2 protein-coding genes are annotated in these 2,865 nt (G+C 53.2%); one reads left to right on the top strand and one right to left on the bottom strand.

Annotated elements, in window-relative coordinates:
• Positions 1–765 precede the first annotated feature (765 nt).
• Positions 766–1,734 carry a carbon-nitrogen hydrolase family protein gene (locus tag ABF979_RS16675; RefSeq protein ID WP_058988159.1) on the bottom strand — a complete coding sequence of 323 codons (969 nt, stop codon included), beginning with the start codon at positions 1,732–1,734 and terminating at the stop codon, positions 766–768.
• Between the two features lie 98 nt (positions 1,735–1,832).
• Between ABF979_RS16675 and ABF979_RS16680 the strand changes: the two genes are divergently transcribed.
• Positions 1,833–2,756, top strand: coding sequence for a LysR substrate-binding domain-containing protein (locus tag ABF979_RS16680; RefSeq protein ID WP_058988158.1), 924 nt, complete (start codon positions 1,833–1,835; stop codon positions 2,754–2,756).
• Positions 2,757–2,865: the final 109 nt, after the last annotated feature.

The following is a 2,865-nucleotide window of genomic DNA, read 5'->3' on the forward strand; positions in this document are numbered from 1 at the left end:
TTGCCGGTGAGGTGGTCCCCATTTTTCGGACAGGATAATAAGCTCTCATGACCGCCATTAGGGGATTGTAGCAACGCGAAGCCTACACCAGACATCTGCCTGATGTGACCAATAACTGATGATGGACCTGACGGGTGTGCCGCGAGCCGATCGACGACGATTGATTATGCTCTCATCCGCGGGCTCATATGGAAGCGAGCGGGTTCGTACATCTTCCGGTGAATATGGGGCACGCCCTGAAGGCTGGGGACAGGGGAGCTATTTTACAGGTTTCCGGTGTCGCTCCTTTCGGCATGACTTATATCAATTCAAAAGATGATCCGCGACATAAGTAATAATTACCGAATTAGTATTTCGGCGTAGCCCGAGACTTCCGTACAATGAGATGGTGGTCTCAGGCATGTCATACAGACTTCAACCACAATGGGTCGACACTCCCAACGTATTGGTTATGACCTGTGCGATATCACAGTTTGCAAAAAAAAATCTGCTCAGGCGCGTCGAAACGCAGGCCGACTGCTCACCGGGCAACTTTGGATAAGTCACTTATCTGCAACGTAGCACAAATTACATCAAGAAGCGGGATGAGGTGCAAGTCGTCGCTAAAGACTTCTATATGCATGTTCGGTTTTATCAGTGGCTTACACAAAGCAGACCTTCTGTTCCCTCCCCCCATAGCAGTCTATCACCAGATACGGACTGTGCCGTGATATTTAAAGAGAAGGCCTCAGTAGCTACGGCCAGGCGATAGAGGCAGCAGCCATTTTATTCGATCTTCATCGTGGGAAGTGGAGCATCAATCTCTGGCGCAGAGACCGATACCGGATTTTGACAGGCGTTGTTAACCTGTAAACTGAAGATATCAGGACGGGCATAATGCCCCGCTACGTCGAGATCATATTTCCCCCGGATGACATCATCCAGATCAATATCCGCCGTAAGGATGGCTTCACGATCATAGATCGGGCCTGCGATGATTTCTCCGAGCGGATTGACGATCACGCTTCCGCCACGAATGAGAGCGGTTTCCGGGTTGTTACCCTGATGGCAGGTATAATTTTCCGGCGCATCCGCGCGCGTCATGTACTGACAGGCACTGAGCACAAACGTCCGTCCTTCATAGGCAATATGCCGCATGGAAGCCTGCCAGATATCGCGCTCATCCACCGTAGGCGCACACCAGAGATTGATACCCCGGGCATACATACTCTGACGTAAGTCGGGCATGTAATTTTCCCAACAGATCGCAGCCCCGATACGCCCAATCTCTGTTTCGAATACCGGAATGGTCGAACCGTCTCCCTGTCCCCAGACCAGTCGTTCGGTGCCGGTCGGCATCAGCTTGCGGTGTTTGCCAAGAAGCGCCCCATCTGGCCCAAAAAAGAGCGCCGTACAATACAACGTCGCCCCATCACGTTCGATAACCCCAACAACAACATGGGCTTTCATCTTCGCTGCGAAAGAGCCGATCTGCGCTGTTTCTGCTCCCGGAACGTCAATGGCTGACTTCCAGTATCGAAGATAATCCTCACGCCCTTCAGGAAAGCGGCTTCCCAGAACAGCGCCGAAGTTCAGACCTTTTGGATATCCGCCAACATAGGCTTCAGGAAAAACTGCCAGCTCCACACCCTGCGCTGCTGCGGCTTCGCAATGGGCCTCCATCCGATCGAGTGTGCAAGGGGTGTCGAAGAGACTGGTTCCTGCCTGGATAACGGCGACGCGATGCTGGCTCATGTCCGGATCTCTCATGGATGTAGTGTATTGCAATGACGGGGAGAGTGGACTTTCCTGCATTATCGGGCAAATTGATTGTTTTGATAGTCAAAATCACTATGGTCGATATCTCACGTCTTGATTTTAATCTGACGACTACTTTTCTGGCGCTCTGGGAAGAACGCAGCGTCTCCCGAGCGGCAAAGCGATTGTCACTGAGTCAGTCAGCCGTCAGCGCCTCTCTGGCCCGCCTGAGGGAAGCTGCGGATGACCCTTTGTTCGTCCGCAACCGTGGCGGTATGCAGCCGACACTTCGGGCAATCGCCATGGCGGAGCCGATTCAGGGCGGGGTCGCTCTGATCCAGAACGCATTCTCGACGGTTACTGCCTTTGATCCCGCAACCAGCCGACAACATTTTTCCATAGGGATGTCTGACGATTTCCAGATTGCAATTGGGCCGCTGATTACAAGACGGCTGGCAGAAGAAGCGCCTCGTGTTTCAGTGACATTCAGGCAGGCTAACACACACCGCGTGGAGGCCCTTTTTGAAGCGGACGAAATCGACTTTGCCGTTGTCGCACAGCCGAATGTGCGCTCCGGATTACAGCAGCAGGAGATCGGGCGGTCTCGTTATGCCTGCCTGCTTGATCCAGCCGCCTGCGACCTTACACTGCCGCTAACACTGACAGATTATCTGTCTCTGCCACATCTTCTGGTCTCGTTTTCAGGCCGCGAAGGCATTGTAGATCACGTTTTAAAGGATCTGGGCTATTCGCGGCAGGTGCAATCAGCGTTGACACATTTCTCGGCCCTCCCTCCCTTCCTGATCGGGACGCGCGCAGTTGCAACGTTGCCAATCCATGCCGCCCAGAGCCTTGCTGCCGTTTCGGGCCTTACAGTCTGCGCTGCCCCGATTGATCTGGGAGAATATTCTGTATCGATCCTCTGGCAGAAAACGGCCGATAATCACTGGATGCGCCAGGTTATAAGCGATGCCTTCCTGGCGATTTTACCGGGCTTAGAGGCAATCTATTCGGGTTAGGTCACGTTGACAAAAGATCTATGCGATCAGCCTGAGATCTGATTCACTTGCTGCCTGTGGGATAACGGGCAGAGAGAACAGGCATGGCACGAGGCGATCTGACGGATCA

The organism is Gluconobacter sp., assembly GCF_047723935.1.
Lineage (GTDB): Bacteria > Pseudomonadota > Alphaproteobacteria > Acetobacterales > Acetobacteraceae > Gluconobacter.

What these genes read in the sequence shown, in the direction of transcription:
- ABF979_RS16675 (WP_058988159.1), bottom strand. Translation starts at nt 1,734, where the DNA reads ATGAGCCAGCATCGCGTCGCCGTTATCCAGGCAGGAACCAGTCTCTTC.
- ABF979_RS16680 (WP_058988158.1), top strand. Translation starts at nt 1,833, where the DNA reads ATGGTCGATATCTCACGTCTTGATTTTAATCTGACGACTACTTTTCTG.